Annotated in this window: 17 protein-coding genes; 13 read left to right on the plus strand and 4 right to left on the minus strand. The window is 70.8% G+C overall.

Annotation, left to right across the window (positions count from 1 at the left end):
- Positions 1-70: 70 nt before the first annotated feature.
- The gene (locus tag M2266_RS28300) at positions 71-1,285 is read right to left on the minus strand and encodes an acyltransferase (RefSeq protein ID WP_277440733.1); all 1,215 of its coding nucleotides are present in this window, start codon (positions 1,283-1,285) and stop codon (positions 71-73) included.
- Between the two features lie 370 nt (positions 1,286-1,655).
- Here M2266_RS28300 and M2266_RS28305 point away from each other — a divergent pair, with 370 nt between their 5' ends.
- The 5 genes from M2266_RS28305 to M2266_RS28325 all read left to right on the plus strand — a co-directional run bounded on the left by M2266_RS28305 (position 1,656) and on the right by M2266_RS28325 (position 6,725).
- Positions 1,656-3,419, plus strand: coding sequence for a stealth family protein (locus tag M2266_RS28305; RefSeq protein ID WP_277440734.1), 1,764 nt, complete (start codon positions 1,656-1,658; stop codon positions 3,417-3,419).
- A 159-nt stretch (positions 3,420-3,578) separates the two neighbouring features.
- Entirely contained in the window at positions 3,579-4,316 is a 738-nt protein-coding gene (locus tag M2266_RS28310; protein ID WP_277440735.1) for an amino acid ABC transporter ATP-binding protein, read from the plus strand.
- Positions 4,317-4,381: 65 nt separating this feature from the next.
- On the plus strand, positions 4,382-5,233 hold the full coding sequence (locus tag M2266_RS28315) for a glutamate ABC transporter substrate-binding protein (protein ID WP_277441392.1): 852 nt from the start codon (positions 4,382-4,384) through the stop codon (positions 5,231-5,233).
- 14 nt (positions 5,234-5,247) lie between these two features.
- Positions 5,248-5,892 (plus strand): amino acid ABC transporter permease, encoded by a 645-nt coding sequence (locus M2266_RS28320; protein ID WP_277440736.1) that lies wholly within the window; start codon positions 5,248-5,250, stop codon positions 5,890-5,892.
- Positions 5,889-6,725, plus strand: coding sequence for an amino acid ABC transporter permease (locus M2266_RS28325; RefSeq protein ID WP_277440737.1), 837 nt, complete (start codon positions 5,889-5,891; stop codon positions 6,723-6,725). The genes M2266_RS28320 and M2266_RS28325 overlap by 4 nt, the downstream gene beginning before the upstream one ends.
- 34 nt (positions 6,726-6,759) lie before the next feature.
- On the opposite strand, the gene M2266_RS28330 is transcribed toward M2266_RS28325, so the two are convergent.
- Positions 6,760-8,391 carry a CocE/NonD family hydrolase gene (locus M2266_RS28330; RefSeq protein WP_277440738.1) on the minus strand — a complete coding sequence of 544 codons (1,632 nt, stop codon included), beginning with the start codon at positions 8,389-8,391 and terminating at the stop codon, positions 6,760-6,762.
- Positions 8,392-8,670: 279 nt separating this feature from the next.
- Between M2266_RS28330 and M2266_RS28335 the strand changes: the two genes are divergently transcribed.
- Positions 8,671-9,570: an SGNH/GDSL hydrolase family protein gene (locus tag M2266_RS28335; RefSeq protein ID WP_277440739.1), complete on the plus strand. Its 900-nt coding sequence runs from the start codon at positions 8,671-8,673 to the stop codon at positions 9,568-9,570.
- A 104-nt stretch (positions 9,571-9,674) separates the two neighbouring features.
- Positions 9,675-10,439 carry a ZIP family metal transporter gene (locus tag M2266_RS28340; protein WP_277440740.1) on the plus strand — a complete coding sequence of 255 codons (765 nt, stop codon included), beginning with the start codon at positions 9,675-9,677 and terminating at the stop codon, positions 10,437-10,439.
- Here M2266_RS28340 and M2266_RS28345 read toward each other — a convergent pair.
- A complete protein-coding gene (locus tag M2266_RS28345) occupies positions 10,408-11,169 on the minus strand; it encodes a hypothetical protein (protein ID WP_277440741.1) in 762 nt (253 codons plus the stop codon). The two genes, M2266_RS28340 and M2266_RS28345, sit on opposite strands and share 32 nt — an antisense overlap.
- Before the next feature lie 98 nt (positions 11,170-11,267).
- On the opposite strand from M2266_RS28345, the gene ggt reads away from it, so the two are divergent.
- Complete coding sequence (ggt, locus tag M2266_RS28350) at positions 11,268-13,085, plus strand: gamma-glutamyltransferase (RefSeq protein WP_277440742.1); 1,818 nt, start codon at positions 11,268-11,270, stop codon at positions 13,083-13,085.
- A 168-nt stretch (positions 13,086-13,253) separates the two neighbouring features.
- Here ggt and M2266_RS28355 read toward each other — a convergent pair whose 3' ends face one another.
- Positions 13,254-14,150, minus strand: a complete 897-nt coding sequence (locus M2266_RS28355; RefSeq protein WP_277440743.1) for a hypothetical protein — start codon at positions 14,148-14,150, stop codon at positions 13,254-13,256.
- Positions 14,151-14,343: 193 nt separating this feature from the next.
- Between M2266_RS28355 and M2266_RS28360 the strand changes: the two genes are divergently transcribed.
- The 5 genes from M2266_RS28360 (at position 14,344) to M2266_RS28380 (ending at position 20,471) form a co-directional block, all read left to right on the plus strand.
- Entirely contained in the window at positions 14,344-15,657 is a 1,314-nt protein-coding gene (locus tag M2266_RS28360; RefSeq protein WP_277440744.1) for a hypothetical protein, read from the plus strand.
- A gap of 201 nt (positions 15,658-15,858) precedes the next feature.
- Positions 15,859-16,701 (plus strand): nitrilase-related carbon-nitrogen hydrolase, encoded by an 843-nt coding sequence (locus M2266_RS28365; RefSeq protein WP_277440745.1) that lies wholly within the window; start codon positions 15,859-15,861, stop codon positions 16,699-16,701.
- Between the two features lie 5 nt (positions 16,702-16,706).
- Positions 16,707-18,038 carry an aspartate aminotransferase family protein gene (locus tag M2266_RS28370; protein WP_277440746.1) on the plus strand — a complete coding sequence of 444 codons (1,332 nt, stop codon included), beginning with the start codon at positions 16,707-16,709 and terminating at the stop codon, positions 18,036-18,038.
- Positions 18,035-19,450: a dihydropyrimidinase gene (gene hydA, locus M2266_RS28375; RefSeq protein WP_277440747.1), complete on the plus strand. Its 1,416-nt coding sequence runs from the start codon at positions 18,035-18,037 to the stop codon at positions 19,448-19,450. The genes M2266_RS28370 and hydA overlap by 4 nt, the downstream gene beginning before the upstream one ends.
- A 10-nt stretch (positions 19,451-19,460) precedes the next feature.
- Positions 19,461-20,471: a TIGR03842 family LLM class F420-dependent oxidoreductase gene (locus tag M2266_RS28380; RefSeq protein WP_277440748.1), complete on the plus strand. Its 1,011-nt coding sequence runs from the start codon at positions 19,461-19,463 to the stop codon at positions 20,469-20,471.
- The last annotated feature ends 27 nt before the right edge of the window (positions 20,472-20,498 follow it).

Raw genomic sequence — 20,498 nt, forward strand, 5'->3', positions numbered from 1 at the left:
TCGTATGACTGTCACAGCCAGGTCGGCCCACCCCCCCGGGGGGGCCGACCTGGGTCGGACGGAAGTCACTTCACCTGGCGTTGCCGGGCGGCAGGGACCCCGGTCCGGCGTGGACAGAGGTTTCCAGCCGGATCGATCCGGCTGTGACGTCCGGGTGAACTCCGGAGGTCACCTGACTTGAGGGTCGAGAGACGTTTGGGGTTGCCTCGTGTGAGAAGACTCTTATGTCGGCGAACGAGCGGGACAGCGCCGCGCGCAGGCGTTTGGACACCGGACGCTCGACGAACTGCTGCACGCACCAGGCGGCGAACAGCATCGTCACGGCCAGGGACAGGACCAGGACGTGCGGCGGAACCCGGTGCTGGAGCTGGGTGATCACATTCCACCCGATGTACTGGTGCAGCAGGTAGAGCGGGTAGGTGAGTGATCCCGCCACCGGCAGCCAGCGCCAGTTGATGCGGGAGAACCAGCCGAGGGCCGCGCCGGCCATCAGCACGTAGAAGACCAGGAGGAGCAGCACCACCGGCCACATCGCGATGTGGTGTCCCATGTGGACTTCGGCTCTCGTCGCCGCGATCAGCAGCGAGTGCTGGGCGGCGAGGAAGCTCAGCCCGGCGATGCCCCAGAGCAGCGGTGTGGGGCGGAACTTCCACATCAGGAAGAAGCTGATACCGCCGATGAAGTACCAGCAGGTGTCCGGCATGACGACCAGGTCGATGACCGGGTCGTCGAGCCCGGACGCGCACACCGCGGCCGCGGCCCACACACAGCAGAAAGCCACCACGCGCCGGTAGGTGACGCCTTTCCAGACCACCAGGGCGAAAAGCAGATAGAAGCGCATTTCGACCCAGAGCGTCCAGTACACGCCGTCGACGGACCGCACTCCCAAGGGTTCCTGCAGCATCGTCAGGTTCGACATGAGCTCTGTGTACGTGAGCCGGTGATATTGGCCGTGGACGAAGGTCAGCACCAGTGTGGTGCATATCACGGCGAACCAGAATGCCGGGAAGAGACGGATGACCCGAGAAGTGAAGAAATCGCCCAGCGACCGGCCCCAGCAACTCAGGCAGATCACGAATCCGCTGATGAGGAAGAACAGGTAGACGCCGAGCCAGCCGTACGATGCGGGCAGGTAAACGTGAGGAAACAGCGTCTGAACCGGTTGGTCCCAGCCACGGCCGAGGGCCGTGTAGTGGTACCCGACCACCATGAGGGCGGCCACGAACCGCAGCCCGTCAAGGATGGCTATGCGGCCGCGCTTGGGAGGAGTCGAGGTGGAAGGCATGGAGCCGATCGAGTCGGTTCGGACTCTCACACCGGGTGAAGTGCTGATGGTTGCCTCGCGTGAAAGTAGCGCCGTCTGGGGTGTGGTTCGCGCTCGCGCTGTGACGCGTCGGCCAACCGATCGACACATGGTATTCACCTGGCACGGGTGGATGAGAACATGGTAAGAAAATCAGTCCATGCATGAACCGGGCGATGTCGTCGCAGAACGGCCATCCAGCAATGGGGGTCGTCCCCCAACTGCGGACGCATTCCCGGACAGCACCAACGCTCGTTCGCGGGGGGATTTCTCTATGTCCAGCGGTGACCGGTCCGACGCGCCCGAAATATCCTCGGCGACCCCTGTCGCGGGACCCGGAGTGCCGGATCTGGTGAAGAGAAACCCCGAAGCGTCGAAGCTGGTCCGTGCCTACCGCAGGGCCATGCCCGTGGCGGCCCGCAAGGCGCTGGCCGACCGGATCTCGCACGATGTGCGCACCCAACTCCTGGAGGCCATCGCGGGCGCCGCCCTGCGGTCCCGCGCGGAGCGGCTGCGGGCCGACATCGCGGTGCGCACCAAGCCGGGGCTGTTCCGGGGTGCGGACCGGCGGGTCGTCACCTTCGGCGGCGAGATCAAGGTGGCCTACGCGAGTGCGGCGCCCTCCCCGCTGCAGGCCCGCTCCTCGAACCTGAGCGCCGTCTCCGACGCACTCGGCGCCGCCGGTATCGACTACTTCTGCGTACGCGGCAAGAACGACCTGGCCGCCGCCGTCGCGATCCCCGCGGCGCAGCGCGCCGCGGCGCAGCGGGTGCTCACCGACCTCTGCCGACGGCTGCCCGGTTACGTCGGCGCCGTTCCGGCGGGCGCGGACACGCCGCGGTTCTCCGAACCGGCCCACCGCCCGGGTTCGTGGCGCAAGACGGCGCAGGCCCGGGTGATCCGGCTGACCTGGTACCACACCAATCTCTCGGGGGGCGTCGTCCTCGGCGACGAGTTCGGCTGCGACGTCGAGTTCTGGGAGGAGCGGGACGGCGAACTGCACGCGCCCCGCGCCAACCGCGCCACCGCCGAGGTGAGCGTCGACGGACCCGTGGCCGAGGCGCCCGCCGCCCTCTTCACCCGGCTCATCGCCCAGGACCAGCCGTGCGCGGAGGTCGTCCGCACCCGGCAGGAGTTCGCCCACCCGCTCCCGGACGACGTGCGCTTCCCCATCGACGCCGTGTACACGTGGGTGGACGGCGACGACAAGGCGTGGAAGCGGCTGCGGGACGAGTACTCGGGCGATCTGCCCGACGACCGGCACGAAGAGGCCGACAACGACGCCCGCTACCTGAACCGCGACGAACTGCGGTACTCGCTGCGCTCCCTCGAACTCAACGCGCCCTGGATCCGCACCGTCTACCTGGTCACCGCCGACCAGACGCCCGCCTGGCTGAACACCGCGCACCCGCGCCTGAAGGTGATCAGCCACCGGGACATCTTCAGTGACGCCGCGCGGCAGCTCCCGACGTTCAACTCGCATGCGATCGAATCGCAGCTGCACCACATAGAGGGGCTGTCGGAGCACTTCCTCTACTTCAACGACGACATCTTCCTCGGCCGTCCCCTCACACCGAACACGTTCTTCCACTCGAACGGCCTGACCAAGTACTTCCCTTCGTCGGCGCTGGTCCCGCACGGCGACCGCTCCCCGCTGGATCCGCCGGTCGCCTCGGCGGGGAAGAACAACCGCCGGATCATCGAGAGCACCTTCGGCACCACGCTCATCCAGAAGATGAAGCACGTGCCGCACGCGCTGCGCCGCACGGTGCTGGACGAGATCGAGGAGCGCTACAGCCGCGAGCACAGCGCCACCTCGGCCGCCAGGTTCCGCAGCCAGGACGACGTGTCGATAGCGTCCTCGCTGGCGCACTACTACGGCTATCACACCGGCCGCGCGGTGCCGTCGCAGCTGGAGTACCAGTACATCGACCTCTCGCACCGCAACGCCACCCGGCGCCTGGGGCGGGTGCTGGCCGGCGACGGCCTCGACGTGTTCTGCATCAACGACACCGTCTCCTCGGCCAGTCACCTGGACGCGCAGACCGCCGTCCTCACCCCGTTCCTCGAAGCGTGCTTCCCGCTGCCCAGCGCGTTCGAGAACGACCGCGGCTGACCCAACTGCCCAGCGGTGGCCAGGTGTCCGGCAAAAGCCGCACACCTGGCTAATCAGCTTATTGGCCGCGATCTGCGTGTCGGCGCGATATGGGGATGTGGCGGGATAAGTTGCCCACTCGTTCACCGTCCGACGTGGTGAGAGTGAGCTGGGCTGCGCATGGAACCACTGATCGTCCTGAGTGGTGTCAACAAGCACTTCGGGCAGTTGCATGTCCTGCGGGACATCGACCTGACGATCGGCCGCGGTGAGGTCGTGGTGGTCATCGGTCCCTCGGGGTCGGGCAAGTCCACGCTGTGCCGGGCGATCAACCGCCTGGAGCCCGTCGAGTCGGGCACCATCACGATCGACGGAGAGCCGCTGCCCGCCGAGGGCAAGGAACTGGCCAAGCTCCGCGCCGACGTCGGGATGGTGTTCCAGTCCTTCAACCTCTTCGCGCACAAGACGGTGCTGCAGAACGTCGCGCTGGCGCCGATCAAGGTACGCGGCCACAGCCGTTCCGACGCCGACAAACGCGCGCGGGAACTGCTCGACCGGGTGGGCCTGCTGGCGCACGCCGACAAGTACCCCGCCCAGATGTCCGGCGGGCAGCAGCAGCGGGTGGCGATCGCCCGCGCGCTGGCCATGGACCCCAAGGCGCTGCTCTTCGACGAGCCGACCTCCGCGCTCGACCCGGAGATGATCAACGAGGTGCTGGAGGTCATGCAGCAGCTCGCCCGGGACGGCATGACGATGGTCGTCGTCACCCATGAGATGGGCTTCGCCCGCTCCGCCGCCAACCGCGTCGTCTTCATGGCCGACGGCCTGATCGTCGAGGACCGGGTCCCGGAGGAGTTCTTCACCGCGCCGCGCAGCGAGCGCGCCAAGGACTTCCTGTCCAAGATCCTCCACCACTGACGACCCGGGACAGGCCATGCGAAGCACTACCAGGCACATCGCGCTGCTCGCAGCGGCCGCGGCCCCTGCTGGCGGGCTGCGGCAAGCCGGGCAGCCCGCCCACCAAGGGGCCCAGTTCCGACGACCTGCCCACGTACAAGGTGGACAGGGAGTTCTCACTCCCCGACTCCAAGACGTGGAGCTCCGCCCACCGGCGCGGCAAGCTCGTCGTCGGCGTCAAGGACGACCAGCCCTACCTCGGTCAGCGCGACCCGGCCAACGGCACCTACGCCGGCTTCGACGTCGAGATCGCCCGGATGCTCGCCGCGTCGCTCGGCTTCGGCCTCGACCAGATCCAGTTCAAGTCGGTGGCTTCCGCCAACCGCGAGACCGCGCTCGGCAACGGGCAGATCGACTACTACGTCGGCACGTACACGATCAACGACAAGCGCAAGCAGCAGGTCGGCTTCGCCGGCCCGTACTACATCGCGGGCCAGAGCCTGCTGGTGCGCAAGGACGAGAACGACATCAAGGGGCCGCAGGACCTGAAGGGCAGGAAGGTCTGCTCGGCCGCCGGCTCCACCCCGATCCAGCGCATCGAGTCGGACTACCCCGACGCGATCCCCGTCACCTACGACACCTACTCCGTCTGCGTGGACAACCTGCTGACCTTCCAGGTCGACGCCGTCACCACCGACGACTCGATCCTGCTGGGGTACGCGGCCAAGGCGCCCGACGAGATGAAGCTCGTCGGCAAGGCGTTCTCCAAGGAGCCCTACGGGGTCGGCGTGTCCAGGAGCGACAACGCCCTGCGGCTCGCGCTCGACGACGCGATCGTGGCCCACGAGAAGAACGGCGACTGGAAGAAGGCGTACGACGCGACCCTCGGCCTGTCCGGGGTCCCGGCGCCCACCCCGCCCGCCGTCGACCGGTACTGAGAGGGCCGCCGCACATGAACGTACTGCTCGACAACTTCTCCCTCTACGGCAAGGGTTTCCTCGGCACCCTCGAACTGACGCTGTACGCCGGGGTGCTGGCGCTGGTCGTCGGTGTGATCATCGCCGGCTTCCGGGTCTCGCCGGTCAAGGCGCTGCGCGTCTTCGGCACCACCTGGGTCACCGTGCTGCGCAACACCCCGCTGACCCTGCTCTTCTTCGCGGTGGTGCTGGGGCTGCCGCGGTTCGGGGTGCGGCTGCCGTTCACCACCTTCGCGGTCGTCGCACTGGCCGCCTACACCTCGGCGTTCATCTGCGAGGCGGTCAGATCGGGCATCAACACCGTGCCGCTGGGACAGGGCGAGGCCGCCCGCACCCTCGGCATGACGTTCATCCAGACCCTGAACCTGGTGGTGCTGCCGCAGGCGGGGCGCGCGGTCATCTCCCCGATCGGCTCGACGCTCATCGCGCTCGCCAAGAACTCCGCGATCGCCGGCTCCTTCTCGGTCACCGAACTGCTCGGCACCTACAAGCCGCTCAACGAACTGGGCTACAGCATCATCTGGTCCTTCATCTGGATCGCGGTCGGCTACCTGGTCATCACGCTGTCGATCAGCGCGCTCTTCAACGTGCTGGAGAAGAAGATGGGGATCGCTCGATGAGTAGTGCGCTCTACGACGTCCCGGGCCCGAAGGCGCTGGCGCGCCACCGGCTCTACGCGTGGATCACCACGGCCGCGCTGGCGGCGCTGGTCGGCTGGATCATCTACATGCTGTTCCACACCGGGCAGTTCGAGTCGACCAAGTGGGTGCCGTTCGAGTACCAGGGCATCCAGCGGCTGCTGCTGACCGGGCTCGCCAACACCCTCAAGGCGTTCATCTGGGCGGCGCTGCTCTCGCTCGCCTTCGGTGCGGTCTTCGCCGCCGGTCGGCTCTCCGACCACCGGCCGATCCGCTGGGTGAGCACCCTGGTGGTGGAGTTCTTCCGGGCGATGCCGCTGCTGGTGATGATCTTCTTCATCTTCATCGCGCTCAAGATCGAGCCGATGATGGCGCTGATCATCGGCCTGACGCTCTACAACGGTTCGGTGCTCGCGGAGGTCTTCAGGACCGGCGTGAACTCCGTGTCGCGCGGCCAGGGCGAGGCCGCCTACGCGCTGGGGATGCGCAAGACCCAGGTGATGACGTACATCCTGGTGCCGCAGGCGGCCCGGGCGATGCTGCCGGCGATCATCAGCCAGCTGGTGGTGGCGCTGAAGGACACCTCGCTCGGCTACCTCATCACTTACGAGGAGTTCCTCTACAACGGCAAGCTCATCGCGACCAACCTCGACTACGACCTGCCGTTCATCCCGGTCGTGATGGTGATCGCGCCGATCTACATCGGGATGTGCATGCTGCTGTCGTGGTTCGCGAACTGGCTGGCCCGCCGTGAACGGCACAACCCCAAGGCGAAGGCCGCACCGGTCACGACGACGCCACCCCAGCAGATCTGACGGCGGCGGCCGATCCGACGGATGGACGCGCGGGCTACCGGTCGTGCAGCGGGACCGACAGCCAGGACGGGTCGGCGGACGGCGACGAGACGGTGACCGTGGCGAAGGCCGGGTTCTGCTCGATGTAGAGCGGGTCGACGGTGTCGACGACCAGCGCCAGCCGGTGGCCGGCCGGGACGTCGTAGGCGGTGGAGAGCAGGTCGAGGTCGATGGTGAAGGCCTTCCCCGGGGTGCGTCCGACCCAGGTGTAGGGCGCGTGCGTGACCAGCTTGCCGATGCCCAGCGCGTCGACGTCGTAGAGGTACGCGATGACGGTCCCGTTGGCGGCCGAGGGCGTCAGCGTGGTGTGCAGCGTCGCGGTGCCGCGGACGTGCTGGGCGGAGCCGTACGCGGCGGACTGCCAGACGGTGGCGAAGGCGCGCGGCAGCAGCGGGATCGACGCGACGGGCGGGGCCTGGGCGAACTGGTCGAGCAGGCTGGACAGGAAGATGATCCCGCCGTCGGCGCCCGAGTCGATGTTGGTGCCGATGGTGGTCCGCCAGCCGGAGCCGGCGTCGCCGCCGAGCTCCCCGGTGCGCAGCCCCTTGGCCCCGAGCTTGAGGGTGGTGGTGCGGGACGGGACCGCGGCCCAGCTGTCGTAGCTCTCGTAGGCGCCGGTGGAACGGGACTTGAGCTGGACCGGCTGCTCCTGGTCGATGCCGTTGTCGACGCCCTTGAGGTAGTGGTCGAGCCACCGCCTGGAGCTGGTCCAGGTGTCGTTGGGCAGGCCGAGCAGGCCGGTCGCCTCGGCGGTGGCGTGGTCGCCGGGCCGGAACTCGAGGCGCTTGGGGCCGGTCAGCTTCTCGTAGAACTTCGCGTACTGGTTGGGCGGGAAGAGGCTGTCCCCCCAGCCGTTGGCGAGCATCACCGCGGTGCCGTTGGCGTTGAGCTGGTCCAGGTAGGTGACGGGGGAGCGGAGCTTGCCCCAGGCGATCATCTCGTCCTCGGCGGCGAGGTTCGCGGTGAGGAAGTTGCCGAGGATCTTCTGCAGTTCGGGGCTCGGGCGGCCGGTGAGGTAGCCCGCGCCGCCGAGCAGGGCGGCGGCCTGGAGGTGCGGGGTGCGGCCCTGGTAGATCGAGTCGATGAGGTCGGCCCAGCCGCTCAGCGCGACGACGGCCTTGACGCGGCTGTCGTGCGCGGCGCCGAGCAGGCCGATGCCGGCGCCGTACGAGACGCCCGCCAGGCCGATGTGGTCCGGGTCGGCCGGGGTGTTGGCGAGCGTCCAGTCGATGACCTTCGAGACGTCGGCGACATCGGGCGGTCCCGCGGTCTCGATCTGCCCGCCGGAGAGCCAGAATCCGCGGGAGGTGTAGCTGACGACGACATACCCGGAGTCGGCGAGCTGCCTGGCCTGGGCGATGTACTCCAGGTCGTTGATGGCCCAGCTGCTCGGGAGCACGACGACGGGGTAGTGCTGCGACCCGTCGGAGCCGCCGGGGGTGAAGACGTTGCCCTTCAGGGTGATGCCGCCGGAGCCGGGAATGTCGACGAAGCGGAAGGTCGACGCCGTCTGCGCGGTCGCGGCGACCGCCGCGGGTGCCGGGGCGGCCTGGGCCAGCGGGGCCAGACCGAATGCCGTGGAGGCGAGCAGTGCCGCGCCGACGACACCCGCTGTGGTTGCTCTCATGACTGCTCCTGTCTGGCCGGACGCAATGTGACTGGAGAGTAACCTCGCGGCCTTACCGGCGGTAATAGGCGGGCATGTTACGCGCGGGTAACGATCTTCGGGCGGCCCGGCGTACGCGAGAGCCCGGAAGGGCGCTCCGGGCAGGTGGCGGCGGGTGGCGGCGCTACCGGGCAGTAGATCGAACGGGAGTCCGTCGGACGATCTTTCGTCAAGGTCATTGACACCCGGCGCGGTACGCGCCGAATCTGATGCTCGTCACCGTCGACACTGGGGGTACCGATGGCCCGCACCACCGTCCTGGCAGCAGCCGCACTCGGCGGGGCCCTGGCCCTCACCGCGGGCATCGCCGCCCCGGCTTCCGCCCATTCGGGCCGGCCGGGTCACTCCGGTCACGGACACGGCGTCAGTTACGTGGCGCTCGGCGACTCGTACACCTCGGGTCCCGGCATACCCGAACAGGTGGACGCCAACTGCGCGCGCTCCAGCCACAACTACCCGTCGCTGGTCGCCCAGGACCAGCGCTTCACGGCGGTCAAGGACGTCAGCTGCGGCGGCGCCACCACCGCCGAGATGTGGAAGCCGCAGGGCACCAACGGACCGCAGCTCGACGCGCTGAACCGCGGCACCGACCTCGTCACGCTGCAGATCGGCGGCAACGACGTCGGCTTCGGCCCGATCATCGGCACCTGCGCCGCGCTGAGCGCCACCGACCCGACCGGCAATCCCTGTCAGAAGCACTACGGGGCGTCCGGCACCGACCAGCTCACCCTCAACATCCAGCAGACGGCTCCGAAAGTCGCGGCCGTGCTGCGCGCCGTCCGGGCCCGCGCCCCGCACGCCCGCGTGGTCGTCGTCGGGTACCCGGACCTGCTGCCGGACGACGGCGTCGGCTGCCGTCCCGCCGTCCCCTTCGCGGACAAGGACTTCGGGTACCTCAAGGACACCGAGCAGCGGCTCAACGCGATGCTGCGCCGGCAGGCCGGGGCCGCGCACGCCGAGTATGTCGACACCTACCGGCCGACCGTCGGCCACGACATGTGCAAGGCGCCCGCCGACCGCTGGATCGAGCCCCTGGTACCGGCCTCCCCGGCCGCGCCCGCGCACCCCAACGCCAAGGGCGAGAAGGCCATGGCCGTCGCCGTGCTCGACCGGATCGACCCGCACTGCCGCCACCACTGAGCCGGTGATGGCCGGTACCGACCCGCCCTGACTCGCGCGGCCGGTCCGCTTCGCCGATCATGGGCGGAGGCGGGTCGGCCGGCGGCGGAGGCGGGTGAACGCGGATGGCGGTGCTGACGGCCTTCGGCGCGTTCGTCATGACCCTGATCGGCGGCCTGGTCGCGCAGCACATCGGCGACCGCCGCCACCTGGTATTGGGGCTCGCCGCGGGGCTGATGCTCGGCGTGGTCGGCTTCGACCTGCTGCCCGAGGCGCTGGACGTGCAGGCCGACCATGTCTTCGGCGTCCCCGCCGCGTTGCTGATGTTCGTCGCGGGCTTCCTCAGCCTGCACATCGTCGAGCGGTCGGTGGCGATCCACCGCGCCCACGAGGGCGAGTACGCCGCGCACACCCACACCCACGGCGCCGCGCCGGCCGCACCCGGCGAACCCGTCAAGGGCATCGGGCTCACGGCCGCGTCGGCGCTCGTCGGCCACAGTGTGATGGACGGATTCGCGATCGGCGCCGCGTTCCAGGCCGGCAGCACGGTCGGCCTGGTGGTCGCCATCGCCGTCATCGCGCACGACTTCGCCGACGGCTTCAACACGTACACGATCACCCGGCTGTACGGGAACGGCCGGGGCCGCGCCCTCGTGCTGCTCGGCTGCGACGCGATCGCCCCGGTGGTCGGCGCGGCGATCACCCTCGCCTTCACCATCCCGCCGGGCGCGCTCGGCCTCTACCTCGGGTTCTTCGCCGGGTTCCTGCTCTACCTGGCGACCTCGGACATCCTCCCCGAGGCGCACAGCCCGCACCCGTCCCGCTCGACGCTGCTGTGCACCGTCGCGGGATGCGCCGTCATGTGGCTGGTGATCGGTCTGGCCGACTGACCGGGGCCGGAACCGTCTGCGCCGCTCGTGTCACGTCCGCGACGAGCTCGACGACGTCAGGACCGTAGGCCTGCGAGTTGACGACCTTGAGCAGCAGGCAGAACGTGCCGTCGATGCCGTGCTTGCGCGCCAGCCGTACATGGTGCCGGGCCAGGTACCGCACGGCCGCCTGGTTGGCGACGCCGCGCTGGCCCGAGGAGAGGAAGACCGGCCGGTCGTTGCCGGCGTCCCGCACGGCGGCCAGCCGGGCCAGCAGGACGTACTCGACGCCGCCCTTGTCCATCCGGTAGGTCTCGCCGTCGATGGTGAACGCGCCCTGGTCGGGCCCGGGGGAGGCGTCCGTGTTCACCTCGATGCCCGGCAGCATCGAGCGCAGGTGCGCCCCCAGCCGGTGGTTGGCGACGGGCCCGCCCACGCAGAACTCGGTGCGCGCCCCGAAGCCCTGCCAGGCCGTGTCGTGCGGCAGGATCTCGGCGTGCGCACCGCACTCCTTGATCAGAGCCGCCAGCTCCAGCAGCGCGAACGCGTCGTGGCGGGCCACGCTCCACACCCGGGAACCGGGGTCGCGCGGCACCACCAGGAGGCATTCCGAGCCCCCGGGCAGCCCGAAGAAACGCTGTTTGCGGTGCAGCTTCCGGCGCCACACATAGGTGCGGACAAACCAGCCCAGCGCCGCGCTGATGGCGCTGGCCGCCAGGCCCAGCACGAGATTGCGGACGTCATCGCTCATGGCCGGGCATCGTAGCGGTGTTCGACCGAACGCGCTCCTGACGGAAGCGAGGTACCCAAGTTAGGCTGCCCGGACCGCCCTTGACTGGAGGAAACCGCATGCGTCTCCCCGCCGCCCGGAGGTTGTCACTGCTGGCCGTCACGGCCGCCGTCGTCACGGTCGGAGCGGCGGCCCCGCCCGCCCAGTCGGCCCCTGGGGAGCTGCGGGCGAATCCGGCCAAGGTGCCGGTCGCGACCGGCTACGGAGGCGCGGTCGCCAGCGTGGACGCGGACGCCTCGGCGGCCGGGATCGAGGTGCTCCGCCAGGGCGGCAACGCCGTGGACGCGGCGGTCGCCACCGCGGCCGCGCTCGGCGTGACCGAGCCGTACTCGGCGGGCGTCGGCGGCGGCGGGTACTTCGTCTACTACAACGCCCGACTGCACAAGGTGTTCACCATCGACGGCCGGGAGACCGCGCCGAAGAGCGCCACCGAGGCGCTCTTCCAGGAGAACGGCAAACCGCTGCCGTTCGCCGACGCGGTCACCAGCGGCCTGAGCGTCGGCACCCCCGGCACCCCCGCCACCTGGGCCACCGCCCTCGACAGCTGGGGCAGCCGCCCGCTGGCGCAGGTGCTCAGGCCCGCCGAGCGGATCGCGCGCGACGGCTTCACCGTCGACGAGACCTTCCGCTCGCAGACCGCGGCGAACAAGGCCCGCTTCCAGGACTTCCCGGCCACCGCGAAGATCTTCCTGCCGAACGGGGCCGAGCCCGTGGTCGGCTCCACGCTCACCAACCCGGACCTGGCCCGCACCTACCAGGAGCTGGGCAGGAAGGGCGTCGACGCGATCTACCAGGGGGACATCGGCGCGGACATCGTCCAGACGGTCCGCAAGCCCCCGGTCGACCCGAAGGCCACCCGGGTGGTGCGCCCCGGCGACCTGACCACCGCGGACCTGCGCGGCTACGCGGCCAAACGGCAGGCACCCACCCAGGTCTCCTACCGCGGCTACGACGTCTACTCGATCGCACCGTCCTCGTCGGGCGGCACGACGGTCGGTGAGGCGCTCAACATCATGGAGCGGGCCGGCCTCTCCCCGAGCCGGGCCACCGACGCCCAGTACCTGCACCGCTACATCGAGGCGAGCCGGATCGCCTTCGCCGACCGCGGGCGCTGGCTCGGCGACCCGGCCTTCGAGGACGTCCCGACCGGCGGCCTGCTCTCGCAGCGCTTCGCGGACTCGCGCGGCTGCCTCATCAAGGACGACGCGGTGCTCACCAGCCCGCTCGCACCGGGCGACCCGCGCCACCCGGCCGCCTGCGGCGGCACCGGCACCGCCGCGCCGACGACGTACGAGGGTGAGAACACCACGCACCTGACCGTCGCCGACAAGTGGGGCAACGTCGTCTCCTACACCCTGACCATCGAGCAGACCGGCGGCAGCGGCATCGTCGTCCCCGGCCGCGGCTTCCTGCTCAACAACGAGCTGACGGACTTCTCCTTCGCGCCCGCCAACCCGGCCGTCCACGACCCGAACCTGCCCGGCCCCGGCAAGCGCCCGCGCTCCTCGATCTCCCCGACGATCGTGCTGAAGGACGGCTGCCCCGCGTTCGCGCTCGGCTCGCCCGGCGGCTCCACGATCATCACCACCGTGCTGCAGGTCCTCACCGAGCACGTCGACCGCGGGCTGCCGCTGGTCGACGCGATCGCCGCACCGCGCGCCAGCCAGCGCAACGCGGCGGCGACCGAGCTCGAGCCGGCCCTGTTCACCAGCGCGACCAGGACGCAGCTCGAAGCGCTCGGCCACGTCTTCACCCTCAACCCGGAGATCGGCGCGGCCACCGGCATCCAGCGGCTGCCCGACGGCCGCTGGCTCGCCGCGGCCGAGACGACCCGCCGCGGCGGCGGCTCGGCGATGGTGGTGCACCCGAGCCGCTGAGGCCCCCTGGTGCTCTGGCCGGAAAGGTTCAGCGGTTCGCGACGCCCGGCACGGCACTTCGCCGCGTTGTCGGAGTCGTCCGCGTACGCCCGGTACGAGGACGATCCTCCGCCGTGCGCCGCACCGCGCCGGAACCGCGCACCAGACAAACCCTTCCGGCCTAGGGATTTAGGAGGGGATCCGGGTGACGTCGGAGACGTTCAGGTCGACGGGCAGCGCCCCCGAGCTGATCTGGGCGGCCAGGTCCTCGGCGGACGTCCGGGTGAAATTTCCGCTGATCTGGACCTTGCCGCCGGTGATCGACGAGCTGACGGACGGCGCGGAGAGCACCTTGCGGTCGAGCAGGATGCCGAGCAGGTTGGCGGGTGGGAGTTGCTGCGACAGCGTGCCCGTCAACTGTGCGAACTTCGCGCCACCCGCCGAGGTGAACTCGAGGTTCACGATCCACGCGCCGGTCTGCGCGTCGAGCGACGCCTTGGCGCTGGTCACGTCGCGGCCGGTGAGGGCGGCGGCACCCAGCGCGTACTTCACCGGGCCCGCCGTGTCGCAGGCGACCGTCGGATCCGCGGGAGGTGCCGTCGGGGTGGTGGCCGGCGCCTTGCAGTCGTAGGCGGCGAACTGCTGCCGCAGGGCGGGCGGCGGTACGGCGGTGTCGGAGCCCAGTACCGGCCGGAACCCCAGCTCGGCCCGGACGGCCAGCTGCCGCAGCCGGTCCCCGGTGTCGCCGGGGGCCGTGGCGGTGATCGTGCCGCCGTGCACTTCGATCTTCGTGTCCTTCAGCCCGGCGGCCGCGACCCTGGCCCGCAGCAGGTCCGCGGTGTGCCGCAACGTCTCGTCGCCCGGCGCGGAGCGCGGGGTGTAGGTGACGGTGGTCCGGCCGGAGGCGGGGGTGGAGGACGCGGCGGACGCGTCGGCCGTGCGGCTCGAGCCGGACAGCGGTGACGTGGCCTTGCCGTCCGTCGTGCCCGAGGAGCCGGAACACCCGGTCAGCGCGGCGCTCATGACGAGCACGGCGGCCACGGCGGTCACGGCCGGCGCTGGGGAAATCGTGCGGAGAGTACGCATGGCGGCCAGTCTCGCGGACCGGTGGGCGCCCGCGCAGAGGAATCACCACCGTGACCCGCCCTGCCCCGTACGGCAGTTGGGGCAGCCGCGGCGCGCGGACGAAAACTCCCCGTAGCCGTCCCGTAACACGGAGGGTGTCGAATGCGAGGACGGGACCGCATGCCTCCGGGGCGGAGGCGGAGAGGCAGCAGCGATGAAGCAGCGCGGCGCCGCAAGTGAACTGGCCGATGTCGAAAGGGAGTTCACCGACCACTTCCGGGAGCTGGTCGCCGGGCTGGGGAACGCGCCGGGCTGGTACGGCGCCCTGGCACGGCGTGATCCGGAGGCGGTGAGCGCGTACGAAGCGGGTGTGGAGCCGGCCCCCTGGGACGTGGTGCACGCCGTCCTGCACGACCTCGCCGCCCTGCGGGGCGTACCGGTCGACCCGGCCGACGTCGGCCGCGCCCAGCGGCTGTACCGTGCCGCCGTGGCCGGCCGGGACGCGGCACCTGGCAGCGGAACGGCGCTGCGCTCCCGGCTGGACGCGATGCTCCGCGAACGCCACGACGCGGTGCTGCGCGAACGTGCGGCGGCGTACGCGGTGGACGAGCACGCGGGGACGGGTGGCGATCCCCGTTCCGTGACGGCGGGCCGACTCGCCAACGCCCTCGCCTGGGCCCGCGACGACCGGGAACGCGCGGGTGCGCGGTGCGCCGAGCTGCAGGCCCGGCTGGACGCGGTCGAGGCACGTCAGGCCGAGGAGTCCTTCGCCGACCGGGCCACCGCGCGGCGTGCCCCCGCGCCGCGCGGCGCGCGGTTCGCGACGACATTCGACGAGGGGTTCGCGGCGTCGGACGACGCGGCGCCCGCCCCCCGCCCGCAGGACGGCCCCGCCGCGGCCGGGCTCCCGGCCGGCCGCGCGCCGCGCGGCGCGCGCTTCGCCGGCGCCGCCGCCGAGCAGGCGCCGCCACCGGTCGCCGACGTACCGTCCGACGCCGGTCCGCGGCAGGAGCGGGCCCGCGTCGAGGCGGCCCGGCTGGGGGCGCTGCGTCGGGCCGGGCGCGGCGGGGAGGCGTACGTGGTGCTGTGCGAGGCGGCGGCCGGGCCGGCCGCCGCCCTGCCGGTGCTGGCGCGCGAGCTGGAACGCGCGGGGCTGGCGGCGGATGTCGCGACGCTGCTGTGGGAGGTCGCCGTCCTGCCCCCGGACCGGCTGGCCGCCGCCGCGGCCGCCCTGGCGCGGGCGGACCGCACGGACGACTGCCGCACCCTGCTGCGGCAGGCCGCTGCCCGCCCCGCCGCCGAGGTCGCGGCCCTCGCGGGCGCCCTCTACGAGGAGGGCGGGGGCGCCGAGGCCGCGACGCTGCTGGCCGCCGTGGCCGGGACCCGGCAGCCGGAGGAGGCCGCGGCGGTCGCCCGCGAGCACCCCGGCCTGGCCGCACCGCTCCTGGAAGCCGCCGCCGCGATCTCCAGGCCCCGCCGCCGCGACGTCGCGGCCGCTCTGCGCCGTGCGGGTCTGCCGGACCGGTGAGCGGACGGGAACCCCCGGCGGGAGCGCACGCCGGAATGGCGGTGCGGCGGCCGATTGCCCCGCCCGTGCGGGAAACCTGATCGTCCCGGTCAAGTAACGGTAGCGGTCTTGCCAGAGCGGGTAGGGCGCTTCTACGTTCTTCCACACGGCCGGAATCTACGTGCGTAGACCGGACGTGATGCCACGTCAGAGGAGCTGTTCATGAGCAACGTCGTACGTGCCGCGCTCGTCCAGGCGACCTGGACCGGTGACACCGAATCGATGATCGCCAAGCACGAGGAGTACGCCCGGGCCGCCGCCGCCCAGGGTGCCAAGGTCATCGGCTTCCAGGAGGTGTTCAACGCCCCCTACTTCTGCCAGGTGCAGGAGGCGGAGCACTACCGCTGGGCCGAACCGGTCCCCGACGGACCCACCGTCCAGCGGATGCAAGCGCTCGCCCGCGAGACCGGCATGGTGATCGTCGTCCCCGTGTACGAGGTCGAGCAGTCCGGCTTCTACTACAACACCGCCGCGGTCATCGACGCCGACGGAACGTACCTCGGCAAGTACCGCAAGCACCACATCCCGCAGGTCAAGGGGTTCTGGGAGAAGTTCTACTTCAAGCCGGGCAACCTCGGCTGGCCGATCTTCGACACGGCGGTCGGCAAGGTCGGGGTCTACATCTGCTACGACCGGCACTTCCCCGAGGGTTGGCGCGCCCTCGGGCTGGCGGGCGCCCAGATCGTCTACAACCCGTCGGCGACCTCGCGGGGCCTGTCCGGCTACCTGTGGCAGCTGGAGCAGCCCGCCGCCGCCGTCGCCAACGAGTACTTCATCGCCGCCATCAACCGGGTGGGCCAGGAGGAGTACGGCGACAACGACTTCTACGGCACCAGCTACTTCGTCGACCCGCGCGGGCAGTTCGTCGGCGACGTCGCCTCCGACACCGAGGAGGAGCTGGTCGTCCGGGACCTGGACCTCGACCTGATCGACGAGGTCCGCCAGCAGTGGGCGTTCTACCGGGACCGCAGGCCGGACGCCTACGGCGACCTCACGGAGGCCTGATCGTTATGGCAACCGTGACCGAGAACCTGCACTCCGCCCTGCACGCGCGCCACCGCGCCGTCATGCCCGACTGGGTGGCAACGTACTACGACCAGCCCATCGAGATCACCCACGGTCAGGGCCGCCACGTCTGGGACGCCGAGGGCAACCGCTACCTCGACTTCTTCGGCGGCATCCTGACCACGATGACCGCGCACGCCCTCCCCGAGGTCACCGCCGCCATCACCGAGCAGGCCGGGAGGATCCTGCACTCCTCGACGCTCTACCTGAGCCGTCAGGCCGTCGACCTGGCCGAGCGCGTCGCGCGGCTGTCCGGCATCCCGGACGCCCGGGTCTTCTTCACCACCTCCGGCACCGAGGCGAACGACACCGCCCTGCTGCTCGCCACCGCCTACCGGGGCTCGAACCAGGTTCTGGCGCTGCGCAACAGCTACCACGGCCGCTCCTTCACCTCGATCGGCATCACGGGCAACTCCGCCTGGTCGCCGACCAGCCTCTCCCCGCTGCAGACGCTGTACGTGCACGGCGGCGTCCGCACCCGGGGCCCGTTCGCGCATCTGGACGACGCCGCGTTCACCGCCGCGTGCGTCGCGGACCTGGAGGACATCCTCGGCCAGGCGAACGGCAGCGTCGCGGCGTTGATCGCGGAGCCCATCCAGGGCGTCGGCGGCTTCACCTCGGGCCCGGACGGGCTGCTGGCCGCGTTCAAGCGGGTCCTGGACCGGCACGGCATCCTGTGGATCACCGACGAGGTGCAGACCGGCTGGGGCCGGACGGGTGACCACTTCTGGGGCTGGCAGGCGCACGACCAGGCCGGCCCGCCGGACATCCTGACCTTCGCCAAGGGCGTCGGCAACGGCATGTCCATGGGCGGCGTCGTGGCCCGTGCCGAGGTGATGAACTGCCTGACCGCGAACTCCATCTCCACCTTCGGCGGCAGCCCGATCACCACCGCGGGCGCGCTCGCCAACCTGACGTACCTCGTCGACCACGACCTGCAGGGCAACGCCCGCCGGGTCGGCGGGCTGCTCAAGGCCCGGCTGGAGGCGATCAGCGCCGCGCTGCCCCTCGTCCGCGAAGTCCGCGGCCGGGGTCTGATGCTCGGCGTCGAACTCGTCGAACCCGGCACCGGAGAGCCGTCGGCGCAGGCCGCGAGCCTGGTCCTGGAGGCGGCCCGCGAGTTCGGGCTGCTGATCGGCAAGGGCGGCCGGGGCGGCAACGCGCTGCGGATCGCACCGCCGCTGACGCTCAGCGTCGCCGAGGCGGAAGAAGGCGCGAGCGCCCTCGAGGACGCGCTCAGGCTGACCCAGGACAAGCTCACCGGAGGCAGGCCATGACCACCACCGCACGCACCGTCGTCCGCGGCGGACTCGTCATCACCGCCGCCGAGGAGATCCACGCCGACGTCCTGGTCGAGGGCAGCCGGGTGGTGGCTCTCGCCGCGCATGAATCGGCCGTCGCGGAGAGCTGGACCACCGGCCACGCCCGGATCATCGAGGCCGCCGGGAAGTACGTCATCCCGGGCGGGGTCGACGCGCACACCCACATGGAGCTGCCCTTCGGCGGCACCGCCGCGTCCGACACCTTCGAGACCGGCACCCGGGCCGCGGCCTGGGGCGGCACCACGACGATCGTGGACTTCGCCGTCCAGAGCGTCGGCCACTCGCTGCGTTCGGGGCTGGACGCCTGGCACGCCAAGGCCGATGCCCAGTGCGCGATCGACTACGCCTTCCACATGATCCTCTCCGACGTCAACGAGGACACGCTGAAGGAGATGGACGTCCTGGTGGAGGAGGGTGTGACCAGCTTCAAGCTGTTCATGGCCTACCCCGGCGTCTTCTACAGCGACGACGGCCGGATCCTGCGCGCCATGCAGCGCTCGGCCGGCAATGGCGGCCTGATCATGATGCACGCCGAGAACGGCATCGCCATCGACGTCCTCGTCCAGCAGGCCCTGGCGGCGGGCCGTACCGACCCCCGCTACCACGGCGAGGTCCGCAAGGCCCTGCTGGAGGCCGAGGCGACGCACCGGGCCATCCAGCTGGCGCGGGTGGCGGGCTCCCCGCTGTACGTCGTCCACGTCTCCGCCGAGGAGGCGCTCGCCGAGATCTCCCAGGCGCGCGACAAGGGCCTCAACGTGTTCGGCGAGACCTGTCCGCAGTACCTCTTCCTGTCCACGGACAACCTCGCCGAGCCGGATTTCGAGGGCGCCAAGTACGTCTGCTCCACCCCGCTGCGCCCCAAGGAGCACCAGGAGGCGCTCTGGCGGGGGCTGCGCACCAACGACCTGCAGGTCGTCTCCACCGACCACTGCCCCTTCTGCTTCACCGGGCAGAAGGAGCTGGGCCGCGGCGACTTCTCCAAGATCCCCAACGGGCTGCCGGGCGTCGAGAACCGCATGGACCTGCTGCACCAGGCGGTCGTGGAGGGCCGGATCACCCGGCGCCGCTGGATCGAGATCGCCTGCGCCACCCCGGCCAGGATGTTCGGCCTCTACCCGCGCAAGGGCACCATCGCGCCCGGCGCCGACGCCGACATCGTCGTCTACGACCCGCACGCCGAGCAGGTCGTCTCCGCCGAGACCCACCACATGAACGTCGACTACTCGGCGTACGAGGGGAAGCGGCTCACCGGACGGGTCGAGACCGTCCTGTCGCGCGGCGAGCCCGTGATCACCGACCGCACGTACGTGGGGCGGGCCGGACACGGCCAGTACACCCCGCGCAGCACCTGCCAGTACCTCATCTAGGAGCAGCGCCATGGACTTCGGCCTCGTCCTGCAGACGGATCCGCCCGCTTCCGGTGTCGTCGGCCTCATGCGCCGCGCGGAGCGCAATGGGTTCACCCACGGTTGGACCTTCGACTCCGCCGTTCTCTGGCAGGAGCCCTTCGTCATCTACAGCCGCATCCTCGAACACACCCGCAAACTGATCGTCGGCCCGATGGTCACCAACCCCGGCACCCGCACCTGGGAGGTGACCGCGTCCACCTTCGCCACCCTCAACTCCATGTACGGCAACCGCACGGTCTGCGGCATCGGGCGCGGCGACTCGGCGATGCGCGTCGCCGGGCGCAAGCCCAACACCCTCGCGCGGGTCGGCGAGGCGATGGGCGTCATCCGCGACCTCGCCGAGGGCCGCGAGGCGTCCGTCGACGGCACGCCCATGCGACTGCCGTGGGTGGAGGACGGGAAGCTGCCCGTCTGGATGGCCGCCTACGGGCCCAAGGCCCTGGCCCTGGCGGGGGAGAAGGCCGACGGGTTCATCCTGCAGCTGGCCGACCCGTTCCTCACCGAGTGGATGATCCGCGCGGTCCGGGACGCGGCGTCGGCCGCCGGCCGGGACCCGTCCGCCCTCACCATCTGCGTCGCCGCGCCCGCCTACGTCACGGACGGCAGCGACGAGCAGTTGGCGCACGCGCGCGAGCAGTGCCGCTGGTTCGGCGGCATGGTCGGCAACCACGTCGCCGACCTCGTCTCCCGCTACGGCGAGCACTCCGGCCTGGTGCCCGACGAGCTGACCGCGTACATCAAGCGGCGCCAGGGGTACGACTACGCCCACCACGGCCGCTCGGGCAATCCCGACACCGCGTTCGTGCCCGACGAGATCGTCGACCGGTTCTGCCTGCTCGGCCCGGTCGAGGCGCACCTCGCCAAGCTCGAACACCTCCGGAGCCTCGGCGTCGACCAGTTCGCGCTGTACGACATGCACGACGCCAAGGAGTCGACCATCGACGCCTACGGCGAGCACATCATCCCCGCGCTGGGCTGAACCCGGACCCCTGAACCCGGACCCCCT

This window comes from Streptomyces sp. SPB162 (assembly GCF_029504575.1).
Classification (GTDB): Bacteria; Actinomycetota; Actinomycetes; order Streptomycetales; family Streptomycetaceae; genus Actinacidiphila.

Coding starts and splice junctions, on each gene's coding strand:
- M2266_RS28300 (WP_277440733.1), bottom strand. CDS start 1,285: ATGCCTTCCACCTCGACTCCTCCCAAGCGCGGCCGCATAGCCATCCTT.
- M2266_RS28310 (WP_277440735.1), top strand. CDS start 3,579: ATGGAACCACTGATCGTCCTGAGTGGTGTCAACAAGCACTTCGGGCAG.
- M2266_RS28320 (WP_277440736.1), top strand. CDS start 5,248: ATGAACGTACTGCTCGACAACTTCTCCCTCTACGGCAAGGGTTTCCTC.
- M2266_RS28325 (WP_277440737.1), top strand. CDS start 5,889: ATGAGTAGTGCGCTCTACGACGTCCCGGGCCCGAAGGCGCTGGCGCGC.
- M2266_RS28330 (WP_277440738.1), bottom strand. CDS start 8,391: ATGAGAGCAACCACAGCGGGTGTCGTCGGCGCGGCACTGCTCGCCTCC.
- M2266_RS28335 (WP_277440739.1), top strand. CDS start 8,671: ATGGCCCGCACCACCGTCCTGGCAGCAGCCGCACTCGGCGGGGCCCTG.
- M2266_RS28340 (WP_277440740.1), top strand. CDS start 9,675: ATGGCGGTGCTGACGGCCTTCGGCGCGTTCGTCATGACCCTGATCGGC.
- M2266_RS28345 (WP_277440741.1), bottom strand. CDS start 11,169: ATGAGCGATGACGTCCGCAATCTCGTGCTGGGCCTGGCGGCCAGCGCC.
- ggt (WP_277440742.1), top strand. CDS start 11,268: ATGCGTCTCCCCGCCGCCCGGAGGTTGTCACTGCTGGCCGTCACGGCC.
- M2266_RS28355 (WP_277440743.1), bottom strand. CDS start 14,150: ATGCGTACTCTCCGCACGATTTCCCCAGCGCCGGCCGTGACCGCCGTG.
- M2266_RS28360 (WP_277440744.1), top strand. CDS start 14,344: ATGAAGCAGCGCGGCGCCGCAAGTGAACTGGCCGATGTCGAAAGGGAG.
- M2266_RS28365 (WP_277440745.1), top strand. CDS start 15,859: ATGAGCAACGTCGTACGTGCCGCGCTCGTCCAGGCGACCTGGACCGGT.
- M2266_RS28370 (WP_277440746.1), top strand. CDS start 16,707: ATGGCAACCGTGACCGAGAACCTGCACTCCGCCCTGCACGCGCGCCAC.
- hydA (WP_277440747.1), top strand. CDS start 18,035: ATGACCACCACCGCACGCACCGTCGTCCGCGGCGGACTCGTCATCACC.
- M2266_RS28380 (WP_277440748.1), top strand. CDS start 19,461: ATGGACTTCGGCCTCGTCCTGCAGACGGATCCGCCCGCTTCCGGTGTC.